Source organism: Nocardiopsis trehalosi NBRC 14201, from assembly GCF_001552555.1.
Taxonomy (GTDB): Bacteria; Actinomycetota; Actinomycetes; order Streptosporangiales; family Streptosporangiaceae; genus Nocardiopsis_B; species Nocardiopsis_B trehalosi.
The window spans coordinates 1-21,998 of the sequence record NZ_BCRK01000105.1 but is presented as its reverse complement, the minus strand read 5'-3'; the positions used below and the strand labels follow the sequence as shown (position 1 = coordinate 21,998).

General features: G+C 75.8%; 17 protein-coding genes and 1 tRNA gene. 6 read left to right on the top strand and 12 right to left on the bottom strand.

What is annotated here, in order from left to right; genetic code table 11:
- Positions 1–80 precede the first annotated feature (80 nt).
- Positions 81–1,028 carry an SDR family oxidoreductase gene (locus NT8_RS17950; protein WP_067970911.1) on the top strand — a complete coding sequence of 316 codons (948 nt, stop codon included), beginning with the start codon at positions 81–83 and terminating at the stop codon, positions 1,026–1,028.
- Between the two features lie 120 nt (positions 1,029–1,148).
- Here NT8_RS17950 and NT8_RS17945 read toward each other — a convergent pair whose 3' ends face one another.
- From NT8_RS17945 to NT8_RS17930, 4 genes are all read right to left on the bottom strand, one after another.
- Entirely contained in the window at positions 1,149–1,994 is an 846-nt protein-coding gene (locus tag NT8_RS17945) for a helix-turn-helix transcriptional regulator (protein WP_245646232.1), read from the bottom strand.
- 293 nt (positions 1,995–2,287) lie between these two features.
- Positions 2,288–3,529 (bottom strand): MFS transporter, encoded by a 1,242-nt coding sequence (locus NT8_RS17940; RefSeq protein WP_157515873.1) that lies wholly within the window; start codon positions 3,527–3,529, stop codon positions 2,288–2,290.
- 589 nt (positions 3,530–4,118) lie between these two features.
- Entirely contained in the window at positions 4,119–5,102 is a 984-nt protein-coding gene (locus NT8_RS17935) for a carbohydrate kinase family protein (protein WP_067970907.1), read from the bottom strand.
- Positions 5,103–6,144: 1,042 nt separating this feature from the next.
- Complete coding sequence (locus NT8_RS17930) at positions 6,145–7,389, bottom strand: AGE family epimerase/isomerase (protein ID WP_067970905.1); 1,245 nt, start codon at positions 7,387–7,389, stop codon at positions 6,145–6,147.
- A 235-nt stretch (positions 7,390–7,624) separates the two neighbouring features.
- Between NT8_RS17930 and NT8_RS17925 the strand changes: the two genes are divergently transcribed.
- A complete protein-coding gene (locus tag NT8_RS17925; protein ID WP_067970904.1) occupies positions 7,625–8,656 on the top strand; it encodes a LacI family DNA-binding transcriptional regulator in 1,032 nt (343 codons plus the stop codon).
- A 10-nt stretch (positions 8,657–8,666) separates the two neighbouring features.
- Here the strand turns inward: NT8_RS17925 and NT8_RS17920 are convergent, their stop codons facing one another.
- Both NT8_RS17920 and NT8_RS17915 read right to left on the bottom strand, forming a co-directional pair.
- Entirely contained in the window at positions 8,667–10,877 is a 2,211-nt protein-coding gene (locus NT8_RS17920; RefSeq protein ID WP_067970902.1) for an MMPL family transporter, read from the bottom strand.
- An 855-nt stretch (positions 10,878–11,732) separates the two neighbouring features.
- The gene (locus tag NT8_RS17915) at positions 11,733–12,143 is read right to left on the bottom strand and encodes a YchJ family protein (RefSeq protein ID WP_067970900.1); all 411 of its coding nucleotides are present in this window, start codon (positions 12,141–12,143) and stop codon (positions 11,733–11,735) included.
- Positions 12,144–12,586: 443 nt separating this feature from the next.
- Here NT8_RS17915 and NT8_RS17910 point away from each other — a divergent pair, with 443 nt between their 5' ends.
- Positions 12,587–13,105, top strand: coding sequence for a MarR family winged helix-turn-helix transcriptional regulator (locus NT8_RS17910; protein ID WP_067970898.1), 519 nt, complete (start codon positions 12,587–12,589; stop codon positions 13,103–13,105).
- A gap of 242 nt (positions 13,106–13,347) precedes the next feature.
- Here NT8_RS17910 and NT8_RS17905 read toward each other — a convergent pair whose 3' ends face one another.
- Together NT8_RS17905 and NT8_RS17900 are read right to left on the bottom strand one after the other, a co-directional pair.
- Positions 13,348–13,899: an ATP-binding protein gene (locus NT8_RS17905; protein ID WP_084469055.1), complete on the bottom strand. Its 552-nt coding sequence runs from the start codon at positions 13,897–13,899 to the stop codon at positions 13,348–13,350.
- Between the two features lie 301 nt (positions 13,900–14,200).
- Positions 14,201–15,229, bottom strand: coding sequence for an iron-siderophore ABC transporter substrate-binding protein (locus NT8_RS17900; protein ID WP_067970896.1), 1,029 nt, complete (start codon positions 15,227–15,229; stop codon positions 14,201–14,203).
- A gap of 329 nt (positions 15,230–15,558) precedes the next feature.
- Here NT8_RS17900 and NT8_RS17895 point away from each other — a divergent pair, with 329 nt between their 5' ends.
- The 3 genes from NT8_RS17895 to NT8_RS17885 all read left to right on the top strand — a co-directional run bounded on the left by NT8_RS17895 (position 15,559) and on the right by NT8_RS17885 (position 18,117).
- Positions 15,559–16,095 carry a hypothetical protein gene (locus NT8_RS17895; protein WP_067970894.1) on the top strand — a complete coding sequence of 179 codons (537 nt, stop codon included), beginning with the start codon at positions 15,559–15,561 and terminating at the stop codon, positions 16,093–16,095.
- A gap of 182 nt (positions 16,096–16,277) precedes the next feature.
- Positions 16,278–17,036 (top strand): SGNH/GDSL hydrolase family protein, encoded by a 759-nt coding sequence (locus tag NT8_RS17890; RefSeq protein WP_067970893.1) that lies wholly within the window; start codon positions 16,278–16,280, stop codon positions 17,034–17,036.
- Positions 17,037–17,133: 97 nt separating this feature from the next.
- Positions 17,134–18,117, top strand: coding sequence for a nucleoside hydrolase (locus NT8_RS17885; RefSeq protein ID WP_067970890.1), 984 nt, complete (start codon positions 17,134–17,136; stop codon positions 18,115–18,117).
- Positions 18,118–18,208: 91 nt separating this feature from the next.
- Here NT8_RS17885 and nadE read toward each other — a convergent pair whose 3' ends face one another.
- The 4 genes from nadE to NT8_RS17870 form a co-directional block, all read right to left on the bottom strand.
- Positions 18,209–19,036, bottom strand: a complete 828-nt coding sequence (nadE, locus tag NT8_RS17880; protein ID WP_067970888.1) for an ammonia-dependent NAD(+) synthetase — start codon at positions 19,034–19,036, stop codon at positions 18,209–18,211.
- 89 nt (positions 19,037–19,125) lie between these two features.
- On the bottom strand, positions 19,126–19,698 hold the full coding sequence (locus NT8_RS17875; RefSeq protein WP_067970886.1) for a putative glycolipid-binding domain-containing protein: 573 nt from the start codon (positions 19,696–19,698) through the stop codon (positions 19,126–19,128).
- Between the two features lie 779 nt (positions 19,699–20,477).
- Positions 20,478–20,561, bottom strand: a tRNA-Tyr gene (locus NT8_RS29455).
- Between the two features lie 286 nt (positions 20,562–20,847).
- Positions 20,848–21,921: a ribonucleotide-diphosphate reductase subunit beta gene (locus NT8_RS17870; RefSeq protein ID WP_067970884.1), complete on the bottom strand. Its 1,074-nt coding sequence runs from the start codon at positions 21,919–21,921 to the stop codon at positions 20,848–20,850.
- Positions 21,922–21,998: the final 77 nt, after the last annotated feature.

Genomic DNA, 21,998 nt, shown 5'->3' with positions numbered 1-21,998 from the left:
GCCGCGCGTCGGCGGCCGCCGGACGGTCCGGCGGTCCGGGCCGCGATGCGGTCACGAACGACACCACGAGGAGCAGCACCATGCGACGTCGCCCCGTCGACATCTCCATCCCCGACCTCTCGGGCAGGCGCGCGGTCGTCACCGGCGCCAGCGACGGGATGGGCCTGGAGATGGCCAAGCGCCTGGCCGCGGCGGGCGCGGAGGTGGTCATGCCGGTCCGCAACCCGCGCAAGGGCGCGGCCGCCGTCGCGGAGATCCGGGCGCGGTGCCCGGAGGCGAAGGTCGCGCTGCGCGACCTCGACCTGTCCTCGCTGGAGTCGGTCGCGGCGCTCGGCGCGACCCTCCGGGCGGAGGACCGGCCCATCCACCTCCTCATCAACAACGCCGGCGTGATGACGCCGCCCGACCGGCAGACCACGGCCGACGGCTTCGAGCTCCAGTTCGGCACCAACTACCTGGGCCACTTCGCGCTGGTCGGGCACCTGCTCCCGCTGCTGCGCGCCGGCGGCGCCCGCGTGACCTCGCAGCTCAGCATCGCCGCGCGGCGGGGCGGCATCAACTGGGCGGACCTGAACTGGGAGCGTTCCTACGACGGCCGCCGCGCCTACGCCCAGTCCAAGATCGCGTTCGGCCTGTTCGGCTTGGAGCTGGAACGCCGCAGCAGGGCGCAGGGCTGGGGCATCACCAGTACCATCTCCCACCCCGGTGTCGCCCCGACCAGTCTCCTGGCGGCCCGCCCCGAGATCGGCCGCAGCGGGGACACCCCCAGCATCCGCGTGATCCGCGCGCTCTCCGCCCGGGGCATCCTCCTCGGCACCGTCGAGACCGCTCCGCTGCCCGCTCTGCTGGCCGCCACCGATCCCGACGCCGAGCCCGGTGTCCTCTACGCACCCAGCGGCGCCGGCCACCTCGGCGGCCCTCCCGTGAAGCACCGGCTGTACGCCCCGCTGCGCGCGACCGAAGAGGAGGCGTCCCGCCTCTGGCGGGTCTCCGAGCAGCTCACCGCGACCGCCCTCCCCACCGCCTGACCACCCGGCCCCGGCGCCGGAGCGACCGCAGGCGGCTGCGGGCGCGGCCACCGAACGGCCTCGCGGGGGTGTCGGCGTCCTCCTGCGGGCGGTCCCGGCGGCGGCGCGGCCGCCAGGGGGTCAGTGGAGCGCCGGCTCGGCGATGACGGAGAGGAGCTGGAGCTTCTGGTGGCTCTCCGTGCCCGGGTCGGCGGTGTAGACGAGCAGGCGGTGCGACTGGTGCGGGTCGAGCAGCACCTGGCAGTTGAGGTCGAGGTCCCCGACCTGGGGGTGGCGGAAGTGCTTGACCTCCTCGGGGCGGACGCCGATCTCGTGCTCGTCCCACAGGGCGCGGAACTCCTCGCTCCGGTCGAGGAGGACATCGGCGTAGTGCGCCGCCCGGGAGCCGGGGCCGCGCAGCGTGACGACCTGGCGCAGGCCCGAGGCGTACATCCGCGAGACCAGCGGGTGGTCCTGGGGCGCGTACAAATCCCGGCTGCCGGGGTCGGTGAACCAGCGGTAGCCCGTGCTGCGCTCCAGGCCGGTGTACCGGGTCGTGTCGCCGGTGAGCGCGACGCCGAGCGGGGTCTGCCGCAGCGTCTCCCCGAGTTCGGTGACGATCTCGGCGGGGGTGTCGTGCAGGCGGTCCAGGATGCGCAGCAGGCCGGGGCCGATGTGCTCGCTGACCGCGCCCCGGGCGGGCGGGTTGTGCCCGGCGAGCCGGAACAGGTGGTCGCGCTCGTCGAGGGAGAGGTGCAGTCCCTGCGCGATCGAGGCGAGCATCTGCACGGACGGCTGGGGACCGCGCTCCCGTTCGAGCCGGGAGTAGTAGTCGGTCGACATGTGGCAGAGCGCGGCGACCTCCTCGCGCCGCAGCCCGCTGGTCCTGCGGCGCTGCCCGCGCGGGAGGCCGACGTCCTCCGGAAGCAGCGCCTCGCGGCGCCGCCGGAGGAAGGCCGCCAGACCCGCTCGATCGTGCACCACCATGCGTCTCCTCCCGACCGCGTCCTTCCTATCTACCACCCGGGTGCCGCGGCGGCCACGGATCGCCGATCCCCCCTTGCCGCGGTGCGGCGGTCCCCTGGTCCCCGGCTCGGGAGGCCGTGGATGTCCGCGCGGGCGGGCGGTCCGGAACGGTGTCGCGGTGGGCATCCGCGACGCCGTGTCCGCCGGAGGGCGCCCCGCAGCCGCCGTCGATCCTCGCCGGTGGTACTCGCTCGACGCCGCCCGCGCGGGCACGCGGGGCCCCGCCCGGCGCTGAGGCGCCTGCGCTGGCGCCCCTACCGCGCGGGCTCGGGAGCGGCGGGGCGCGGGGTGGGGTTGCGGTGGGCGGCGGCGGCGAGGGCGCCCAGGGCGGTGAGGCCGATGAGGGCGGCGGTGGCCGCCGCCGGTCCGGCCTCGAAGAGGTGGCCGACCGCGAGGCCGCCGCCGAGGACGGCCAGGCCGCCGATGAAGTTGGTGACGCCGAGGTAGGCGCCGATCCACTCCCCCGGCGCGTGGCGCACGGTCACCTGGAAGACCGTGGGCTGCATCAGCCCCGTGCCCACCCCGCTGACGACGGCCGCGGCGGCCAGCCCGGCCAGGGAGCCGTCGACCAGGGGCAGCGCGGCGAGGACGAGGTAGGCGGCGCCCGAGCACAGCAGGCCCAGGGCGAGCACCCAGCGCCGCTCCCCCACCCTGTTGCGGGCGACGAACGGTTGGAGGCCCGCCGCGACGGCCGCCGTCAGGCAGAAGAACAGCGTGGCCGCCCCCGACCCGAACCCGCTCAGCGGGACGACCGCCGTCATCTGCACCGAGAGCAGCATGGTCGGCGCGGTCACGACGGCGAAGCGGAGGAACGCCCGGTCGCGGACGACGACGCGGACCCCGCGCACCACCGACGCGGCGTCCACCCGGCGGAGCCGGGCGGGCGGCCGCGCCGGGTCGCGCCGCTCGCCGGGCAGCAGGGCGAACAGCACCGCGCCCACCACCCAGCCCGCCGCCGCCGCGAAGGCCAGCGCGCCGAACCCGCCCAGCAGCAGGGCCAGCCCGACCGGCGGCCCCGCGACCGCCCCGATCTGCCCGGAGACGACGTAGGCGGCGAACCCCCCGGTCCGCCGCTCCGGCGCGAGCGCCGCCAGTAGGGATTGCGCAGCGGGGTGGAAGAGGGCCCCGCCCGCGCCGAGCAGCACCGACGCGCCGACGAGTTCGCCCACGCCGTCGCCCACCGCGAGGAGGGCGAACCCGGCGGCGCGGACCGCGCACGCGAGCACGCCCGACCGCCGGGGTCCGATGAGGTCGACCACGGGCCCGAGGGGCAGGACGAACCCGTACTGGACGGCGGTGCGCGCGCCCATCACCAGGGAGATGGCCCCGGCGAGCAGCCCGAGGTCGTCGCGGAGGTGGGCGACGAGGTGCGCCATCACGGCGTAGAAGCCGAGGGCGGCGGAGAGCTGGACGAACACGAGGATCGCGACCACCCGCGGCCCGCGGCCGTCGGCCTTCTCCGGGGGGTCGGTGGTCGGGGAGGACGTCGTGGGCACGCGCAAAGGGGACACACCACCGCCGGAGTGGGGACAAGGCCGCGAATCAGCCGAATATTATCGTGAGGTTTGCTTACAGTGATCTTCCGGCGGCACCGACGAATGGTGCGGACAGCTCTTTATCCCCCGAAATGCCGTCTCCGGCGGACGGCGCGGTGGCCATCCGGGCGCCATCGCGCGGCGCCAGGAACGCCGGTGGTGGCGCAGGTCAGCGCGGGCGCGGCGGCGCCACGGGGCGGAGTCGGTCTCGCTCCCGGGTTTCCCGGCGATGACCGGTCGCGTCCGCCGCTGCGGCCGAGAACTTCCCTCGCGGATTTTGCACAATGCCCGTTCGGGCGGGTGGGGACGCTCGTTCTCCGGAAAGGAGTCGGCCCCTTCTCCGCGCCGCCCCGGAGCGGCGCGGAGAAGGGGCCGCGCACAACGGGACGGCGCCCGTTCGGCGCACCGTCCGGCGGGAGCCCTCCGCGTCAGCGGCGGGCCGGGCCCGCCGGTTGCGCCTCACGCAGAGCGGCCTCCACCCCCGGCGCGGTCGGAGGACCGGTCCCGACGCGGGTGGCGGTGTGGCCGACGGCCGGGTCGGGCCCGCCGACTACGCCTCACGCAGGGCGGCCTCGACCTCCGGTGCGGTCGGGGGGTCGGCGCCGACGCGGGTGATGGTGTGGGCGGCCGCCTGGCAGGCGAAGCGGAGGACGCGGCGCAGGGCCTCCTCGTCCAGGCGGGCGAGGCGGTCGCGCGGCCCGGACCCCAGGAACCCCTCGGCGTCGAGGCGGTGCAGCAGAGCCCCCATGAAGGAGTCGCCCGCGCCGACGGTGTCCACCACATCCACCACGGGCGCGGCGACGGCGACCTCGGTGCCGTCCGCCCGCAGCGCCACCGCACCCTCTCCGCCGCGGGTGACGACGACGAGCGACGGCCCGGCGCCGGCCAGCGCGCGGGCGGCCTCCAGGGTGGGCCGGTCCCCGTCGAGGAACGCGAGGTCCTCGTCGCTGGCCTTGACGATGTGCGCGAGAGCGGCGAACCGCCGGGCGGTCGCGCGCGCCTCGTCGTGGTCGCCGACGACGGCGGGCCGGGCGTTGGGGTCGAAGCTGATGGTGACCGCGCCGCGCTCGTGCTCACGCCGCAGCAGCTCCTCCACGGCGGCGGACCCGGGCGGCCGCAGCGCGGCGATCGACCCGGTGTGCAGGGCGCGCACGCCGCCGGGCAGGGCGTCGGGGAGTTCGCCGTCGCGCCAGCGCCAGTCGGCGGCGTCGTCCAGCCGGAAGTCGTAGTGGGCGGACCCGGACGCGTCGAGTGAGGCCACCGCGAGGGCGGTGGGCTCGTCGGCGGCGACCAACCCGCTGAGGTCGAGCCCCTCGCTGTCGAGACGCTGCCGGATGAGCCGCCCCATGGAGTCGTCCCCGATGCGCGCGAGGAAGGCGGTGGGCGTGCCGAGCCTGCGGGCGGACACCGCGACGTTGGCGGGCCCGCCGCCGGGGACGGCGCGCAGGACGTCGGGCCCGTGCTCGGTGGGCAGCAGGTCGATGACGTTCTCCCCGACCACGGCGATGCGTGCCGGTCCGGCGGGTGCGGTCATGGGGTGACTCCGTTCCGGGCACGGACACGCACCCCGACGGGCGGCGCGTCCGGTGCCCCTGGTGTGTTCGAGACGGGCGGGACGTCAGCTGCGGGTGAGACCGGCGAGGCGACAGATGCGGGTGGGGCGGTCGATGCGGGGTGCGGGCGTGCCTGCCCTCCGGCACCGGCGGAGACGCGGACGACGACGGCCCCCACTGCGGCCGCCACGCCCCCTCTCCGGGACGGGACGGCGGGCAGCGCAGCAGATGCTCCTGATGCGCCCGAGGAGGGTGGCGCGGCAGATGAGGCTGAGGCGGCCAACGCGGGGTGCGGACGCACCTGCCCTCCGGCACCGGCGGATACACGGGCGGCCACGGCCCCCGCCACGGACGCCGCGCCCTCTCTCCGGGGCGCGCCGATCGCCGGTCCGACGGCGGGCCGGATCGGCGCCGCCCCCACCCCGCGCACCCGCTGTAGTGGCGCGGCCCACGGGCACCGAGCAGCCGACCACCGGGGCCCACCGGCGCCCTGCGGGGCGCCGGCTCCAACCGACCCGGCACCGGCCACGGCCGTCTGTCCGCTGCGCGACGCCGACGCCCGCGTGGCCGGGGTGTCCGGCGCGATCGAAGGACGTGGCGCGCCGATCGCCGGTCCGACGGTGGGGCGGGGCGGCACCATGCCCACCCCGTGCGCCCGCTGTAGTGGCGCGGATCGTCGGCACTGAGCGGCCGGCCGCCGGCGGCCGCCGGGGCCCCGCGAGGCGGCGGCTCCGGTCGGCCCGGCACTGGACGCCGCAGCCGTCCACCCGCTGCGCGGCGACGACGCCCGCGTGACCGGGGCATCCGACGCGGTCGAAGAGCGCGGCACGCTGACCGCCGCTTCGGCGGGGCACCAGGCCGCGACCACCCGACCGCTGCGCGGCGCCGGGCCCCACGTGGCCGGGGCCTCCGGCGCGACCGAAGGGCGCGGCGCGCCGATCGACCATCCGGTGGGGCACCAGACCGCGATCGCCCGGCCGGTGTGCGACGCGGACGTCCCGGCGGACGGGCCGGCGGGGATGGTCACGCGTCCGGGCCGTTCGTCGCACGGTCGCGCAGGGCGGCCGCCGGGGCGGCGGCGAGGGGCAGCCGAGGGATCAGGACGGCCTGGTAGGCGTGGTAGACATCGGGCTTGCCGGCCCACACGGTGGCGGAGGGGCGGCCGTCGGGGTCGAGTTCGTGGTGCCAGCTCCCCCGCTCGGCGTCGAGGAACCGCAGGGCGATGTGGTCCCACCACGTGCGGTACCACCGCTCGTAGGCGTCGGCTCCGGTGCGGCGGGCGAGGACGGCGGCGGCGAGGACCGCCTCGGCGGCGACCCAGTGCATGCGTTCGCGCACCACCGGCCGGTCGGACCAGTCGAGGGTGTACACGAATCCGTCGGTGCCGTCGGCGCGCCACCCGCGCTCGACGGCGGAGGCGAACAGGCGCTCGGCGTCGGCGAGGAGCCAGGTGGGCGCGGCGTCACCGAGGGCGGCCTCCAGGTGCACGAGCAGCCGGGCCCACTCCAGCCAGTGCCCGACCGTGCTGCCGTAGGGCCGGAAGGGGTGGCCCTTCTCGTCGGCGTTGTACTCGGGCAGCGGGCGCCAGTCGGCGGTGAAGTGCTCGGGCAGCCGCCAGTCGTGCTCGGCGGTGACGCGGTGGACGAGGTGCTCGGCGACGCGCAGCGCCCGCTCGTGCCAGCGGCGGTCGCCGGTCGTGGCGCCCGCCGCAAGGAACGCCTCCACGAGGTGCATGTTGCTGTTGGCGCCCCGGTAGTCCTCGGGCCGGGTCCAGGCCCGGTCCCAGCTCTCGACGGCGAGGCCGACCTCGTCGTCCCAGAAGCGGCGGTCGACGGTGTCGAGTGCCTCGGTGAGCAGGTCGGCCGAGCCGGGCCGGCCGGCCGCCGCTGCGCTGCTCGCCGCGATGACCACGAACGCGTGCTCGTAGCCGGACTTGGCGGTGTCCTCGGGGGTGCCGCCACCCGTCCCGGCCTGGCCGAACCAGCCGCCGTGCTCGTCGTCGTGCAGCGGGCCGCGGAGGGCGGCGACGCCGTGGTCGGCGAGCGCCCCGGCGCCGGGGACGCCGCGGAGGGCGGCGAGGGAGAACACGTGCGTCATGCGGGCGGTGATCCACGCCATGACGGGGCGGGCGGGATCGGGGCGGCCCTGGTCGTCGAGCCAGGCGAAGCCGTGGTCGGCGGCGGCGGCCATGGCGAAGCGGGTCAGCCGCGCCTCCTCGGCGGCGAGCCAGGCGTGGTGCTCGGGAAGGTCCAGCCACGAACCGGTCATGTGCCCTCTCTCTGCTCGGTGCCGCCCCCCGATCGTGTCACGGGCGGCCCGCTGTCGGCGGCCGCGCCGTGCGGGGGCGCCGGGGCGCGGTCCGGTCCGGTCGGCGCTCGGGTGAAGCGCTTAAGCGATTGTTCAACAGGCCCGCCGGAGCGTCAATGCCCGACAGCCGAACGGCGGCTACAGTTGGCGGTTAAGCGGTTCAGTACCGACGCCGGGACAACGAACGGGGACGCGGGTGCGCCGACTCACGATCGCCGACATCGCCGCGGCAGCGGGCGTCTCCACCGGCGCGGTCTCCTACGCGCTGAACGGCCGCCCCGGCGTGTCCCCCGCCACGCGCGAACGCATCCTGCGCACCGCGCGGGAGCTGGGGTGGCGGCCGAGCACGGCGGCGCGGGCGCTCACCGGCGGCCGCAGCGGCGCGATCGGCCTGGTGGTCGACCGCCCCGCCCACGTCCTGGGCGTCGAGCCGTTCTTCATGCGCCTGATCTCGGGCATCGAGGCGCGCCTGGCCGAGGGCTCGGGCACGGCGCTGCTGCTCCAGGTGGCGGCCGACCCGGAGGGCGAGATGGCCGCCTACACCGACTGGTGGGCCGAGCGCCGGGTCGACGGGGTGCTCCTGGTCGACCTGCGCGCGGACGACCCGCGGCTGCCGCTGGTGCGCCGCATCGGCCTGCCCGCTGTGGCGCTGGGGTACCCGCCGGCCGACGGCGGGTCGGGGGTGCCCTGCGTGTGGGACGACGAGGGCGCCGGCATCCGCGAGGCCGTCGGCTACCTGGCGGCGCTCGGGCACCGGCGGGTGGCGCGGGTGGCCGGGCCCGCGGTGTTCGCGCACACGGTGCGGCGCGACGCCGCGTTCACCGCGGCCGCCGCGGCGTTCGGGGTGGCCGCGGCGCCGCCCGTGCACACCGACTACTCCGGCGAGGAGGGCGCGCGGGCCACCCGCCGGCTGCTCGCGGGCGCCGACCGGCCGACCGCGATCGTCTACGACAACGACATCATGGCGCTGGCGTCGATGGGCGCGGCCGGGGAGATGGGGGTGGACGTCCCGGCGGAGCTGTCGCTGGTCGCCGGGGACGATTCCGCCATCTGCCGGCTGACCCGGCCGGCGCTCACCGCGCTGACCCGGGACGTGCCCGAGCACGGGCGCCTGGCGGCGTCGGCGCTGCTGCGGCTGGTCGCCGGGGAGGAGGTCGGCCACGTGCCGACCCCGCCCCCCGTTCTCACGCCGCGCGCCAGCACGGCGCCGGCGCCCGGCCCGCGCTGAGCGGGTCCGCTCAGGTGCGGTCGGCGTCGGCGCCGGCGTCCGCACCGGCGCGGCCGCGCCGCCCGAGCCGGGCGGGCCACCAGGTCGCCCGTCCGACGTCCAGGGTCAGAGCGGGCACCAGCACCGACCGGACGAGCAGCGCGTCGAGCAGCACCCCGAACGCCACCAGGAACGCCAACTGGACGAGGAACAGGATGGGGATGACGGCGAGCGCGGCGAACGTCGCCGCCAACACCACCCCGGCGGAGGTGATGACCCCGCCGGTGACGGCGAGGGCGCGCAGGGTGCCGTCGCGGTGGCCGTGCCGGAGCGCCTCGGTGCGGGCCCGGGTCATCAGGAAGATGTTGTAGTCGATGCCGAGCGCCACGAGGAACACGAACGCGAACAGCGGGACCACCGGGTCGGCGCCGGGGAAGCCGAGCAGGTCGTTGAAGACGAGCGCCCCCATGCCCAGCGCCGACCCGAAGGACAGCACGGTGGTGGCGATGAGCAGCAGCGGGGCGACCACCGCCCGCAGCAGCAGCACGAGCACGGCGAACACCACGAGCAGCACCAGCGGGATGACCACGGCCAGGTCGCGCTGCGAGGTCTCCAGCGTGTCGAGCGAGACCGCGCTGGGCCCGCCGACCATGCCGCCCGCGCCGGGGACGTCGTGCACGGCCGCGCGCAGGTCGCGGACGATGTCGCGGGCCTCGGGCGACTCCGCGGGCGCGTCCAGGACGGCCTCGATGAGGACCCGGCCGTCGACCTCGCGCGGTGGGGCCTGCGACGCGGGCGGGCCGCCGGCCGCCGCCGGGCCGGCCCCCTCCTCGGTGACGGGGGCGACGGAGGCGACGCCGTCGACGTCCTCGGCGGCTTCCACGACCTCCGCCACCCGGCCGGCGTCGGCGACGATGACGGCGGGCTGGGCCGCGGCCTCGCTGCCGAAGCCGCGTTCCAGGGCCGCCTGGCCCTCGACGGCCTCGACCTCGGTGCGGAAGATGTCGACCTGGGCGGTGCCCTCGGCGCGGAACTGCGGGACGAACGCCGCGGCGGCGAGGAGCACGGCCGCGCAGGTGATCCAGAGGGCGCGGGGGCGGGCGGCGACACCGGCGGCGACCCTGCCCCACAGCGGGTGGCGGCGCAGGACGGCGTCGGTGGACTCGTCGGCGGCGCCGTCGGTGTGGCGGGGCACCAGGGGCCAGAACGCCCACCGGCCGAGGAGCAGCAGCACGGCGGGCAGGAAGGTGAGCGCGGCGACGACCGCGGCGCCGACACCGATGGCGGCGACGGGCCCGAGGTCGCGGTTGGACGCCAGGTCGCTGGCGAGCAGGCAGAGGACGCCGAGGATGACCGTGCCGCCGGAGGCGGTGATCGGTTCGACGGTGCCGCGCACCGCGTGCCGCAGCGCGTCGAACGTGCGCTCGTGCTCCATCAGGGTCTCGCGGTAGCGGGAGACGAGCAGCAGCGCGTAGTCGGTGCAGGCGCCGACGACGAGGATGAACAGGATGCCCTGGCTCTGCCCGTTGAGCAGGATCCACCCGTTGGCGGCGGCCGCGTAGACGAGCGCGCCGGCGAGGGCGAGGGCGAGCACCGCCGAGAGGATCACCGCGATGGGCAGCAGCGGCGACCGGTAGACGGCGATGAGGATGACGAGCACGGCGCCGAGGGCGACCGCGAGGAGCGTGCCGTCGATGCCGCCGAACGCCGCGGCGGTGTCGGCGGCGAACCCGGCGGGGCCGGTGACCTGCGCCGTGAGGCCGTCGTCGGGGCGGTCGGCGAGGCGGTCGCGCAGATCGGCCACCGCGGTGTCGGGTTCGGCGTCGCTCGCCAGCGGGACGATGAGCTGGGCGACGCGGTCGTCCTCGGAGCCGGGCAGGGGGCCGATGGGGTCGCCCTCCACGCCCTTGGCGTCGGCGAGGTCGCGGGCGTGGTCGGTGATGGCGTCGAGGTCGTCCTGGCCGAGGGGCGCGTCGGCGGAGTAGACGACGATCGCGGGGACGGGCTCGTCGGCGGAGAACGCGTCCTGCACGTCGCTGACGGCGGTCGACTCGGAGTCGACGGGCAGGAACGCGCCCTGGTCGTCGCTCTGCACCTCGCCGAGGCGGCCGATGTACATGCCCAGCGGCCCGGCCCCGACCAGCCAGGCGAGAGCGAGGACGACCGCGATCCCGTACCAGACGCGCCGTCCCGATGCCCGTCCTCCGCGCCGCGCCTTCGGAGGCGCCGACCCGCTGACCATGTCCACCGTCCTTATAATTCGAATACCAAGTCTCTCGCTTTTCAAGATATCCATGATCGCGACCGCCGATCACCCGATCCGCCGATGACACTCGGCACACCCCTCCGTGGGGAGGTCGGGAGCGAAGCACGACCGCCGCGCCCGCCCACAGCGGCCGGGGCACACGGCCACACCGGGCGGACCGGGGCGGATACCGGGCGGACCCGAACCCGTCCGAGCGTCAACTCGATCGCAGCAGGCGACGGTCGCCATCGGGGATGAGGAACGAGCGCCCCCCACGGCACCGACACCCGAACCTCACATACCCGAACGGCCCACGCCCGAACGGCACGGCCGAACGGCCCACGCCCGAAGGCGCCCGGCCGTGCCGCACGCGACCGACCCCGGCGCGGATGCGCCGGACAGGGAGACGCGGTCACCCCGTAGCCCGAGGCAGGCGCGGCACGCACCCGACCGGCGCACCCGGCAGCGAATGCCCGCCCGGGCGCCGGGCGGACACGCGGCGCGGTTCGATCGGGCAAGCGAGCGGAGTGCGGCCACCCCCGTGCGGCCGATCCCATCCTCGGCGGCGGCTATCCGCCGGGTCTCGGGCGGCACGCGACCTCGCGTGGGAGCGGCCGGCGGCATCGTCGGGTGGCATGCGACCGGGCGCGGGCGGGGTCGCGCAGCGCCGGGTGGTGTGCACGGCGCACGACGACACCAGGGCGGCGGCGAGGAGCATCGCACCCGCGCACAGCAGGGCGCGGCGACGGTGGGCGCGGGCCGCCAAGGCGCTGGGCGGTTCGCGCCTTTCGCGGTGGGCGCGCGGTGGCGGCCGGGCGGGGGCGGCCATGAGGCCGCGGCGTCGGCGGGCGGCTACGCCGAGGCGTCGAGGTAGACCCAGGCGCCCTCGTGGCGCAGGAAGCGGCTGTGCTCGCGCAGCCCGCGCTCGTGCCCGTCCTCGCGGTAGACGGCGCGGAAGTCGACGGTGCCCTCGTTGTGGAACGCGGTTCCGCCCGTCGTGCCGAGCACCTCCAGCCGGACCCACTCCAGCCCCGGGTCCGGGTCGAGCGCGGCCGGGCGGGTCCGCGGGTGCCAGGTGCGGAGCAGGTGGGCGCGGTCGCCGATGGCGAAGGCGCTGTAGCGGGACCGCATCAGCCGCTCGGCGGTCGGGGCGGCGGCGCCCGCGTGCAGCGGGCCGCAGCAGTCACCGTAGGCGGCTGCCCCGCAGGGGCACGCCGCAGCGGCGGACGGCGGGACCGGGCGGCGGGCGGTGCGCTTCGACATGCCCCCATTGTGCTCGACGTGCATGGCGGCCGCCGCGCTGACGGTCAGACGGGGCTATCGCGGGGCGGCAGGCGCTCGACTCGGCGGCGGGTACTTGACGCGGCGGCCACAGCGCGGGCGGCCCGGCGGGGCCACCGCATGGGGCGGCGGGCGCTCGACGCGGCTCAAAGGGTGTACCGCGCGGGGCGGCGGGCGGCCGGCGGGCCACCGCGTGGGGTGACGGGTGCTCGACGCCGCGGCCGCAAGCCGGTGCTCGGCGGTGGGGCGAGGTGTCCCCGCGGCGAACGTTCGCCGGGGCACCGCGCCGTACCCGGCCGGTGGCGCGGGGTGGTGGTGTCCTGGCCGGTGGCGGGGGTGGACGGGGCGGAGGAGGGGTGCCGCGCCATAGGATGCAGCGGGGCGGCGGCGCGGGTCGGGCGCGGGACGACGGAGTGTGGGAATCGATGGAGCGGGCAACTGACTCCGGCGGCTCCGGGCCGCCGGGGCACCCCGGCGGCGCGGAGCCGAGCCGGGCGGACCTCTACGCCGCGATCCAGTACGGGGGCCAGCGCATGGCGGCCGGGCTGATCCGGCTGCTGCACGCCATGTCGGCGCGGACCGACCTCAACCCGACCGACTTCCAGACCTACGCGCTGCTGAACGTCGGCGGCCCCATGACCCCGGGCGAGATCGCCCAAGGGCTGCGGCTGGCGACCGGGTCGGTGACCGTGGTGGTCGACCGGCTGGAGCAGCGGGGCCTCGTGGAGCGGCGGCGCCACCCCGCCGACCGACGCAAGGTGGTGGTGCACCTGCGCACCCCGCCGGAGGCGATGGTGCGCGGCGGCTCTCTGGGCATCCGCGACGCGATGGTGGACCTGCACGACGGCTATTCGACGGCGGAACTCGCCGTCATCTCGGACTGGCTGCAGCGGGTGGGCGTGGTCCTGGCCGACCTCGCGGCCGGCGACCCGCCGCCGGACTGACCGCGCCCGGCACGGCGATGCCCCGATGCCGGGCGGCACCGGGGCGGTCGGCGGTGTGCCGGACCCCGAGGGGCGGGGGCCGGGCAGGGCGGTCACGACTGCGCCGGCCCCGAGGGGCAGGGGCCGGGCGGAACGGTCTTGTGGGCGCCGGGACCCGAGGGGCGGGGGCCGGCGGGGCGGTCGGCGGTCTACCGGACCCTGAGGGGTGGGGGCCGGCGGGGTGGTCGGGGGTGGGGCCGTGGTCAGGCGTCGACGGCGCCGCGGTTGTGGACGGTGGCGAAGTCGGCCCAGGTGATCATGGGCCCGGTGTAGTCGGCGCGGGGGTCCTCGACGCCGGTGCGGAAGATGCTGGTGTAGCCGCGCCGGGCGTAGTCGGGACCGCCCTCGGCGGGCAGCCGCCCCCACTCCTTGGTCAAGGCTGCGGCGAGGAACAGCCCGCGCCCGTCGGGGCGCGACAGGTCGGGGGCGAGGACCCGGGCCGTGGTGCGCGGCCGGTCGGAACGGGGCCCCTGGTCGGTGACCTCCAGGTGGAGGGGGCCGCCGACGAGGCCGACGAGGCTGGTGAACACCTGGCCACCGGGCTCGCCGGAGGCGGTGTGCGTGATGGCGTTGCCGAAGAACTCGCTGAGCACCAGTTCGACGGCGTCGGCCGCGTCGGGAAAGGGACGGAGCAGGCCGCGGGCCCATAGTCGGGCCTCGCGGCATTCGGCGGCCAGCCCGGGAAAGGCGCGGCCCGCCTTCAACGTGTAGAAGTCGCGGTCGGCGTGTTCGAGGCTGTCGTACCGGTCACCCATGTGGGGTCACCACCTTCGGGCGCGCGCTCCCGGCCGGTGGGCGGGGACGGAGGGGGAAGGGGTCGGGCACCGCGGCCCACTCCGCGCGCGGACGGGGCGGGGCGCCCGTGGCCGGGCTCGGAACCGAGCCGTTCCACGGCGACCGTCCGATGCCACGGGAGAGAGCCGCCACGCGGCAACCATACGGGGATCGGGGCGAATCGTGTAGGGGATCGGGGCAACGCCCCCGCGCGGGGCGCACGACGGCGCCCGGGTGCCGCCGCGTCGGCGCGGCGGTACCCGGGCGCGGACCTGCGGGGCGTCAGCCGCGGGCCTCGACGGCGGCGGCGAGGTCGGTGGTGAAGTCCTCCAGCACCCACGGGATGGTGAGGGGGTTGGGGGTGGAGATCGCCATGGCCATGGCGGGGTCGTCGTAGGCGACGTAGCCGCCGCTCTCGACGGCGCCGATGCGCTGGAAGACCTCGTTGTCCTCGATCTGCTCGCGCTCGTCGGCGCTGTTGAACCACATGACGATCAGGTCGGCGTCGACCTGGTCGGCGTTCTCCAGGCTCATGGTGCCGTAGAACTGCCCGTCCGGGACCTCCATGTCCTCGGTGAACGGGGCCTGCTGGAAACCGAGCCCGCGCATGAGGACCGGGCGGGCGTCGGCGTCGACGTAGAACCCGAGGTCGTTGGTGCCCGGCAGGACGCTGCCGACGGCGAAGGTGGTCTCGGCGAACTCGGGGTGGGCCTCCGCGGCGTCCGTGATGTGCTGGGAGGTGGCGTCGACGATGGCCTGGGCGTCCTCCTCGCGGCCGACGGCGCGGCCGATCGTCAGCGTCTGCTCGCTCCACTCCGTCATCCACGGCTGGTCGAGGTAGGGCACGGTGGGCGCGATCTCGGAGAGCTGGTCGTACTCGTCCTCCTCCATGCCGGACTGGACGCCCAGGATGAGGTCGGGGGCGAGGTTGGCCACCTGCTCGGCGGGGATGCCGTCGTCGGTGTTGATGAGCTCCGGCGGCTCCTCGCCCATCTCCTCCAGCTTCTCCACGTCCCAGGGCAGGTAGCCCTCGTCGTCGCCCGCGTAGACCGACGCGGTCATGCCGACGGGCACGATGCCGAGTTCGAGCAGGGTGGCCTCGTCGGACCAGCCGACCGTGACGATGCGCTCGGGGCGCTGAGTGATCTCGGTGGAGCCGTAGGCGTGCTCGATGGTGACCGCGGCCCAGTCGGCGTCCGCCTCGTTCTGTTCGGGGGCGGCGCCGGTGCCGCAGCCGGCGGCGGCGACGGCTGCGGCGGCGAGCAGTGCGGCGAGGCGGGCGGTGCGGGCCGGGTGCGTGGGCGCTGGCATGGACGGGCCTTTCCAGGGACGGCAGGGGATGGGGGCGCGTGCCCCCGGCGCCGGCGGCGCGAGCGAACCGACGGGCAAGCAAGGCAAGCCTAACCTAGCCTCTGTCCGTTCCGTCACCCTCGTCCCCTAGGACGACGGCCGACCCCGCGTCCACCCGCCGCACGCCCCTTGTCCGCTCCTGCCCCGTCCGTCATGCTCGCAGTAGCGCCCGGGAACCGGCCGCCCACCGCGGGCCCCGGCCCGCCGGGCCCGCGCACGCGGCCACCGCCCGGGGGCGCCCCGATGCACCGCACAGCGCCCCCGACCGCGCCCCCGCCGAGGAGACGCGTATGGCCGAGGACTTCTCGTTCGCGTGGGAACTCCGCGAGCACGGCGGCGCCGTCTGCCGCGTCGGCGACGCCGGCGGCGGCGCGGCGTTCGTCGCCCGCCGCCCCGCCGACGCGCTCGCCGACGTGCTGCACGGGCTGTGCGGGCTGTACGGCCCGCTGCCGGGGGAGCGGTTCTTCTTCGACGGGGAGCCCGTCGAGATCCGCTGGGTGCTGCGCCGGGAGGGCCCGGACGTCGACATCGCCGTCTACCTGTTCCCCGACATGCGCGACAGCCTCGGCCTGCCCGACACGGCCGGCCTGCTGGTGTGGCGGTCGCGGCAGCGGCGGCGCAGGGTCGTGCACGCGGTGCTCGCCGCCGCCCAGGCCGTGCTGGAGCCGCCGCGCGACGGGTCGGCGCCGCACCCGCCCTTCCCCGCGGGGCCGCTGCGCGACCTGCGCCGGGCGCACCGGCGCGAGGACGGGTGCGGCCCGGGGTGCGCGGGCGCGGGCGCGCCCCGCCGGCGCCCCTCCGACCGCGGCCGCCTGCCCCGGGGCTGACCCGGGCCGGCCAGGGCCGACCCGGGACGACCCGGGCCGACCCGGTGCGACCTGCGCAGGAGCCGCGGCGGCGCGGTGCGGAGCGGGGCGCGTGGCGCACCTTTACACGTCCGGTCCGCCGGGTTACGTTCCGATCTGGGATCGCTCCCATCGGCGCTCCCCCGCCCAGCCGAGGAGCCGCCATGCCGCGCACGCCTTCCCCCGTCCGCCACCTGCCGACCGCCCTCGCCGCGGCGGCCGTCGGCGCCGTGCTCACCGCCGCACCCGCCACCGCGCTGCCCGCCGCCGGCCTCGCCGCCGCGCCCGCCGACGACGGCGTGGTCCGCGTCATGCCCCTCGGCGACTCCATCACCGGCTCCCCCGGCTGCTGGCGGGCGCTGCTGTGGAACGACCTGGTCGACGCCGGGCACACCCTGGACTTCGTCGGCACCCTGGGCCCGCAGGGCTGCGGGGTCGAGCACGACGGCGACAACGAGGGCCACGGCGGCTACCTGGTGACCGACGTCGCCGAGCGCGGACTCCTGGTCGACTGGCTGGCGGCCACCGACCCCGGGATGGTGCTCATGCACTTCGGCACCAACGACGTGTGGAACGCGGTGCCCACCGCCGACATCCTCGACGCCTACACCACCCTCGTCGCGCAGATGCGGGCGAGCGATCCCGGCATGCGCATCGCCGTCGCGCAGATCATCCCCATGGACCCCGAGCGGAGCTGCGCGGCGTGCGGCTCCCGCGTCGCGGAGCTGAACGCCGCGATCCCCGCGTGGGCCGCCACGCAGAGCACCCCGCGGTCGCCGGTGGTCGTGGTCGACCAGTGGACCGGGTTCGACACCGCCACCGACACCTATGACGGGGTCCACCCCGACGCCGACGGCGACCGCAAGATCGCCGACCGCTGGTTCCCCGAGGTCGACGCCCTGCTCGACGGCGCCGCCGGCTGACCCGCCGGGGGTCCGGCCCCCGCTCCCCCCGAGCCCGCTGTGCGATCATCGGTCCGCCCGCGCCCGCGGGCGGCACCGGCGCGCCGAGGAGGACCGCATGCCCCTGCCCCTGGTCATCGACACCGACACCGCCCAGGACGACTGCGTCGCCCTGCTCGCCGGGCTGCTCGATCCGCGCGCCGACCTGCGCGCCATCACCATGGTCGCGGGCAACGTCGGCTTCGAGCGGCAGGTGCGCAACGCCTTCCTCACCCTCAACGCGGCCGGCCGGCTGGGCGAGGTGCCCGTCCACCTCGGCTGCCGCCACCCGCTCATGCGGCCGTGGGTGGGCGCGGAGAACGTCCACGGCGACGGCGTCGGCGGGCTCGCCATGGACGACAGCGGACACGCGCCCGAGGCGGAGCACGGCGTCGACGCGCTGGTCCGGCTGGCGGCCGAGCACCCGGGCGAACTGGCGGTCGTGGCGATCGGCCCGCTCACCAACATCGCGGCGGCGGTGCTGCGCGACCCCGACTTCGTCCGCAACGTCGGCCGCCTCTACGTGATGGGCGGGTCCAACAACGGGCGCGGCAACATCACGGCCGCCGCCGAGTTCAACTTCTACGTCGACCCCGAGGCGGCGAAGGCGGTCTTCGCGGCGGGCTTCGAGGTGACCGTGGTGCCCTGGGACCCGCTCACCCTCCGCCAGGCGGTGTTCGGCAGGGACGAACTGGACGCGATCGCCGCCCTGGACACCCCGCTGTCGGCGTTCTTCACCCGCGTGTGCGCGGCGACGCTGGAGTTCGACCGGTCGGTCGGCATCGACGGCACCACGCACCCCGACTCGCTGGCGGTCGCCCTGCTGCTCCACCCGGAGCTGGTCCGCCGCACCGGCGCCTACCACGTGGACGTGGAGACGGCGGGCGAGCTGACACGCGGCTACGCGGCGATGTCGTGGGGCGTGCACGGGCTCGACGCCAACGCCGATGTGGTGGAGGAGATCGACGCGCGCGGGTTCTTCGACTACCTGGCCCACCTGCTGGCCACCCCGACGGCGCCGAACCGCCCGATGTGGACCCCCGACGGCCCCCTGACGACCTGAGCGGGCGGCCCCGGCGCCCACCGTGCCCCGGGTACCGCCACACCCCGGCCCCGGCACGCCCCGGGCCCGCCGGGGCCCGGGGCGGCGCGGGTCACGGGGCGATCGGCAGCGCCCGCTTGTGCCCGGTGCGCCGGTACCGGTCGATGAGCGCGGTCAGCACGCGCTCCTCGACGGGCCGGCCCTCCAGGAAGTCGTCGATCTCCTCGTAGGTCAGGCCCAGCGCGTCCTCGTCGGTCCGGCCGGGGGCCAGGGTCTCCAGGTCGGCGGTGGGGGCCTTGCGGACCAGCGGCTCGGGGGCGCCCAGCGCGGCGGCGACCGCCCGCACCCGGCGCTTGGTCAGGCCGGTGAGCGGCACCAGGTCGGCGGCCCCGTCGCCGTACTTGGTGAAGAACCCGGTCACGGCCTCGGCGGCGTGGTCGGTGCCCACCACGAGCCCGTTGACGGTCCCGGCGACCGCGTACTGCGCGATCATCCGCTCGCGCGCCTTGACGTTGCCGAGCACGAAGTCGGCGGAGGCGTGCGCGCCGTACACCAGCCCCGCGTCGTCCAGGGCGGCGGCGAGCGCGTCGCTGGTCGGGCGGACGTCGACGGTCAGGCAGCGGTCGGGGGCCACGAACTCCACCGCGCGGGCGGCGTCGGTCTCGTCGTGCTGCTCCCCGTAGGGCAGCCGCATGGCGATGAACTCGGCGGTCCCCCCGTTCTCCCGCACCCGGTCGACGGCGAGGCGGCAGAGCCGACCGGCGGCGGTGGAGTCGACCCCGCCGCTGATGCCGAGCACCAGCGCGGTGGTGCCGCTGGTGGTGAGCCGCTCGACCAGGAACGCGGTCCGCCGTTCGATCTCGGCGGAGGCGTCGAAGGTGGGGGCGACCTCCAGGTCCCGGATGATCTGCTCGCGTTCGGCCTGCAAGTCGGCGGCCATGGGCTTCCTTCCCTCGGGTTCGGACACCGGGGGATTATCCCGCTGAGAACGCGCTTCACACCTGCGGGGGGCGCGGCTGCGCCGCCGGTTCAGTGGATGCGCCGGGCCAGGCCCTGGTGGTCGACCACGACGCCGTCGTGGTCGACGGTCAGCTCGAAGGAGCCGAAGGAGGGGCCGCGGTACTCGTAGCGCTCGCGGCCCTCGGCCGAGCACAGCCGGGTGTAGCGGTGCGGGACCCGGCGCACCTGGAGGCTGGGGACGTCGATCCAGGCCACCGCGATGTCGCGGAACTCCCCCGGGCGCAGGCCCAGGCGGCGGATCGGCAGGGTGCGGGTGAGCGGGGTGGCGGCGACGTCGACGTCGACGCACCCGTCGAGTTCGGGGACGCGCGTGCCGTCGACGGTCCACAGCCCGGAGCGGCCGGCGAGCTCGACGGCGCGGGTACCGTGCTCGGACAGCGCCTCGACGCGCACCCGCCGGGTGGCCCAGGCGAGGTCGGCGCTGACCGTGAAGCGGCAGGAGAAGCGCCCGCCGCGGTCGGCGACGGTCTCGCTGGCCTCCAGCCGGTAGCCGTCGGACTCCGCGATGACCGCGCCGATGCCCAGTCCCTCGTGGACGTCGGTCCGGGTCCAGGCGGCGGGGTGGTGGTGGTTCGCCGGCATGGCACCGTTCTACCGGTCGCCCCGGTCACACGCCAGAGCCCACCGAACACGGGAACGACACGATGCGGCCACCGCGATCGGACCGCGCCGCCGCCGGAACGGCACCGCCGCGCACCGCCGGAGCCGGGTCCGGCCGCGCCGGAAATGGCGTCCGGTCGCACGTGGAAATGGCGCCGCGCGCGTGCGATCGTGAGTGCCCGGGAAAAACGCACCCGGACACACCAGGGGGTTTATCGGATGGGCGCGCGGGCGGCCGCCCGGGGTTCCCCCGCCGCACCCGGAGGCGCGGCGGGGGAGGTGCCGCCGAATGGATGGGAAATCGGGCAGGGCACCGGCCACCACCGGCGGGGACGGCCGCGCGCGGCGGCGCCTTCGCCGGTGACACACCTGGTGGTCGGCGATGCCCGGGAACTGCGATCTTCGAAACGCATCGGGTGTGCGGCAATGTTCGGTGCGGTTGATGCTAGGTGAGCTCCACCGGGCGCGCAAGACCCGGTGAACGCGTTTTCCGCGAAACTCCGGCACCAATTCCGACACCCCGCCGAGGAACGGAACAGCGGCCCGGAAATCACGGTAATTCACCCGATCGGCGCACCTCTTCGCGGCAGGTCCGGGACGCGTCCGGGAATTCCGCAGGCCGGGCGCCGAAGGCGCAGTGAATTGCGATCTTCCGGGTAATTGGCGGAGATCACCGATCATCCGCGCGGGGTGATCGTCCTTCGGCGGTCGGCGCGAAAGGCCGGGCCGGCCGCGCGGCGGCGGCCGGCCCGGCGGACCCGTGAGAGCGGAGGGATTCGAACCCCCTCAGCACGAAGGCGCGTGGGTTACAGCCACGTCCGGCTCTCCAGCTCCGGCGCGCTCCCCTCGTCCCGCGCGGGCAGCCTAGCCCGGCCGGCGCCCACGGGTCGACGCGTTTCTCCGCGCGGCGGCCCGCGTCGGGGTTCCTACGGCCGCCGGCTTGGGGGCAGGGAGGGTGGGGTCGCCGACACCCATGGGTCAACTTTAATTGACGACCCTCTACGGGTCGACAAAAATTGAACGCACCTGCGGCGGCCGGTCCGCGCCGCGACGGAAGCGATCCCCCGGTCCTCTCCCAGGACGGGGGCCGCGCCCCAGCGGACGCGCCCCCCGAACCGGTCGTTCCGCAGGTCAGTCCCAGTCCAGCCCGGAACCCGACTGGTACTCGATCACGCGGGTCTCGAAGAAGTTCTTCTCCTTCTTGAGGTCCATGACCTCCGACATCCACGGGAAGGGGTTCTCGGCGGCGCCGAAGATCGGGGCGAGGCCGATCTGCTCGGCGCGGCGGTCGGTGATGAAGCGCATGTACTGCTCGCAGAGGTCGGCGTTGAGGCCGAGGATGCCGCGCGGCATGGTCTCGCGGCCGTAGGCGACCTCCAGGGCGCACGCCTCGGTCAGCATGGTGCGGACCTCGTCCTGGAACTCCGGCGTCCACAGGTGCGGGTTCTCGATCTTGATCTGGTTGATCACGTCGATGCCGAAGTTCAGGTGGATCGACTCGTCCCGCAGGATGTACTGGTACTGCTCGGCGATGCCGACCATCTTGTTGCGCCGGCCCAGCGACAGGATCTGCGCGAAGCCGGTGTAGAACCACATGCCCTCGAACACCACGTAGAAGGCGACGAGGTCGCGGAGGAACGCCTGGTCGGCCTCCGGGGTGCCGGTGGCGAAGTCCGGGTCCTCCAGGTTGCGGGTGTAGCGCAGCGCCCACGCGTCCTTCTCCGTGATGGAGGGGACCTCCCGGTACATGTTGAAGAGCTCGCCCTCGTCCAGGCCGAGGCTCTCGCAGATGTACTGGAAGGTGTGGGTGTGCACCGCCTCCTCGAACGCCTGCCGGAGCAGGTACTGGCGGCACTCCGGGTTGGTGAGGTGCCGGTACACCGCGAGCACGATGTTGTTGGCGACCAGCGACTCGGCGGTCGCGAAGAACCCGAGGTTGCGCTTGAGCATCAGCCGCTCGTCGTCGGTGAGCCCGTCGCGCGACTTCCACAGCGCGATGTCGGCCTGCATCGCGACCTCGGTCGGCATCCAGTGGTTGTTGCACCCCGCGAGGTACTTGTCCCACGCCCACCGGTACTTCAGCGGCAGCAGCTGGTTGACGTCGGCGCGGGCGTTGATCATCGCCTTGTCGTCGACGTTGACGCGGCTCGCGTCGCGCGCGATGGCGCCGAGGCCGGTGGCGGCGGTTTCGGGGGCGCTGGTCATGCGGGTCGGTCCTTCGGTCGGGTGCGTTCGGGTGCGGTGCGGGGGGCCGGGTGGGGCGGGCGGCCGCGCTGGAGGCC

What these genes read in the sequence shown, in the direction of transcription:
- NT8_RS17950 (WP_067970911.1), top strand. Translation starts at nt 81, where the DNA reads ATGCGACGTCGCCCCGTCGACATCTCCATCCCCGACCTCTCGGGCAGG.
- NT8_RS17920 (WP_067970902.1), bottom strand. Translation starts at nt 10,877, where the DNA reads ATGGTCAGCGGGTCGGCGCCTCCGAAGGCGCGGCGCGGAGGACGGGCA.
- NT8_RS17875 (WP_067970886.1), bottom strand. Translation starts at nt 19,698, where the DNA reads ATGCCGGCGAACCACCACCACCCCGCCGCCTGGACCCGGACCGACGTC.
- NT8_RS17915 (WP_067970900.1), bottom strand. Translation starts at nt 12,143, where the DNA reads ATGTCGAAGCGCACCGCCCGCCGCCCGGTCCCGCCGTCCGCCGCTGCG.
- NT8_RS17945 (WP_245646232.1), bottom strand. Translation starts at nt 1,994, where the DNA reads ATGGTGGTGCACGATCGAGCGGGTCTGGCGGCCTTCCTCCGGCGGCGC.
- NT8_RS17905 (WP_084469055.1), bottom strand. Translation starts at nt 13,899, where the DNA reads ATGGGTGACCGGTACGACAGCCTCGAACACGCCGACCGCGACTTCTAC.
- NT8_RS17930 (WP_067970905.1), bottom strand. Translation starts at nt 7,389, where the DNA reads ATGACCGGTTCGTGGCTGGACCTTCCCGAGCACCACGCCTGGCTCGCC.
- NT8_RS17885 (WP_067970890.1), top strand. Translation starts at nt 17,134, where the DNA reads ATGCCCCTGCCCCTGGTCATCGACACCGACACCGCCCAGGACGACTGC.
- NT8_RS17870 (WP_067970884.1), bottom strand. Translation starts at nt 21,921, where the DNA reads ATGACCAGCGCCCCCGAAACCGCCGCCACCGGCCTCGGCGCCATCGCG.
- NT8_RS17890 (WP_067970893.1), top strand. Translation starts at nt 16,278, where the DNA reads ATGCCGCGCACGCCTTCCCCCGTCCGCCACCTGCCGACCGCCCTCGCC.
- NT8_RS17895 (WP_067970894.1), top strand. Translation starts at nt 15,559, where the DNA reads ATGGCCGAGGACTTCTCGTTCGCGTGGGAACTCCGCGAGCACGGCGGC.
- nadE (WP_067970888.1), bottom strand. Translation starts at nt 19,036, where the DNA reads ATGGCCGCCGACTTGCAGGCCGAACGCGAGCAGATCATCCGGGACCTG.
- NT8_RS17935 (WP_067970907.1), bottom strand. Translation starts at nt 5,102, where the DNA reads ATGACCGCACCCGCCGGACCGGCACGCATCGCCGTGGTCGGGGAGAAC.
- NT8_RS17910 (WP_067970898.1), top strand. Translation starts at nt 12,587, where the DNA reads ATGGAGCGGGCAACTGACTCCGGCGGCTCCGGGCCGCCGGGGCACCCC.
- NT8_RS17900 (WP_067970896.1), bottom strand. Translation starts at nt 15,229, where the DNA reads ATGCCAGCGCCCACGCACCCGGCCCGCACCGCCCGCCTCGCCGCACTG.